The sequence below is a fragment of the Cyanobium sp. Cruz-8D1 genome (genome assembly GCF_024345975.1).
Lineage (GTDB): Bacteria > Cyanobacteriota > Cyanobacteriia > PCC-6307 > Cyanobiaceae > Cyanobium.
This window is the reverse complement of record NZ_JAGQCD010000108.1, coordinates 1-1599: the sequence shown is the minus strand read 5'-3', so window position 1 is coordinate 1599 and position 1599 is coordinate 1. Positions and strand designations below refer to the sequence as shown.

Sequence of the window (1599 nt, the reverse complement as noted above, 5' to 3'; positions counted from 1 at the left end):
TCACCATGATGATGGGTCTTGCATCTCGATGCTTCGACTTTGCAGAGCACGGCCCCCTTCCCTTCAACCGTCCATGTACCGATCAGGTTGGGTGTGACAGGGGCAGCCAAGGCAGCAGAGAAGGCTCCTGCACAGATAAGAGTTGTCACGCCAGCCATGGCCAGCCTTGCCGTGAGAGGCTTTGCGATGAAATTGGCGACCGCAACATAGTTCATTAGCCTTTACACGAACGCCTCATCTGCACCCTAGCCATAGAAGGCAATCACGAATAAAACGCGCAAACTAATGACATATCGACAGACAAGGTTTGTCTGACGGTTGTACGAATTGGCAGTGCTGATCTGCACAGCACGACGCCAGGCAGGAATCAAGCATGGATTGCGGGTTCCAACCAAACAGCAAGGGGGACATCCCGATCCAAAGGAACCAAGGCTGCAGCCAGTGGAGATTCCCTGCGCAACGCCCACATCAGTGAGAGCCAGGGCTACCGCCAGTCGAGACCGGGCAGAAAGGGAACGATCGCCGGGGTGGAGGTCATGTAATCGGCATAGCCGCTGTGCATGGAACACAGGCGCTGCTCCTCCCGTCGTGCCTTGAGGCTGAGCACGGTCGCCAGCGCCAGCAGCAGGCCCAGGTGCAGCAGGCTGCCGAGGGCCAGAGTCACCCCCAGGGAGCAGAGCAGCAGCGACTGGTAGAGGGGATGGCGGCAACGGCCGTAGGCCCCCACGGTGACCAGCGGCGCTCCGGGCATCGGTTCCGGCAGCGGACTGAGACTGTCCCCGAGGTTCAAGGCCCCCTGGGCGCCGAGGAGCAGGCCGATCAGGACGGTGAGCCCGCCGATCAGGCGCAGCGCCAGGGGCCAGTGAATCCCCAGATCCGAGGGCGGAGGAGTTGGCGGCAGCCAGTGGGCGGCGATCAGGATCATCTGCGCCAGCACCCACCACTCGCCGTGGCGGTTGTCCCGCAGACCCTCCCAGGAGAAGCCCCACTTCTGCATGCGTTCGTTCAGTTGGCTCAACATGATTCGATCTCTACAGGTGAAGGGGGTGGGCCTGGCTGGCGCCACAGGCCCAGCCACTCGTTGTTGCGCTTGTCCACCGAACCGGTGGCCGGCTCCCAGATCTCCGGCACCAGGCCGGCCTGGCGCAGCTGGGCTTCCACCAGCTCCGGGTCACTGCCCCAGGGCGGGCCGCCTGGCTGGCGGTGGCACCAGAACAGCCCCAGCAGCCAGCCGCCCGGCGTGAGCAGTCGGACCGCGGTGGCGATGTAGTCCTCCCGCAGGCCGGGATCGATGGCGCAGAAGCAGGTGTGCTCCACGATCCCGCTGAGGTTGCCGGGGGTCAGGCCCGCCGCCTCCAGGGCCTGCCTGTCGAACAGGTCGGCCTGCAGCCACTCCAGGGTGTCCCGAGCCTCGCCATGGAGCCTGCGGGCCTCGCGCAAGGCCGCGCCACTGAAATCCAGGCCGATGGCTGAAAAGCCGAGGTCTTCGAGCAGGGCGACCTCATGGCCGCGTCCGCAGCCAGGCACCAGCACCCTGCCCGGTGACTGGGGCGCCAGCGGATGGCTGCGCAGGAGCTGGGCCAGCGGTGGGGCGGGCTG

At 65.3% G+C, this 1599-nt stretch carries 3 protein-coding genes; all 3 read right to left on the bottom strand.

Annotated features, from left to right (window positions below; translation table 11 throughout):
• A partial coding sequence (locus KBZ33_RS21425; protein WP_255012049.1) for a hypothetical protein occupies window positions 1–215 on the bottom strand: 215 nt, incomplete at its 3' end.
• Between the two features lie 269 nt (window positions 216–484).
• Complete coding sequence (locus KBZ33_RS21420; RefSeq protein ID WP_255012047.1) at window positions 485–1021, bottom strand: isoprenylcysteine carboxylmethyltransferase family protein; 537 nt, start codon at window positions 1019–1021, stop codon at window positions 485–487.
• Window positions 1015–1599: methyltransferase domain-containing protein (locus tag KBZ33_RS21415; RefSeq protein ID WP_255012045.1), on the bottom strand; the 585-nt coding region annotated here is incomplete at its 5' end. The genes KBZ33_RS21420 and KBZ33_RS21415, both read right to left, overlap by 7 nt.

Coding starts and splice junctions, on each gene's coding strand:
- KBZ33_RS21420 (WP_255012047.1), bottom strand. CDS start 1,021: ATGTTGAGCCAACTGAACGAACGCATGCAGAAGTGGGGCTTCTCCTGG.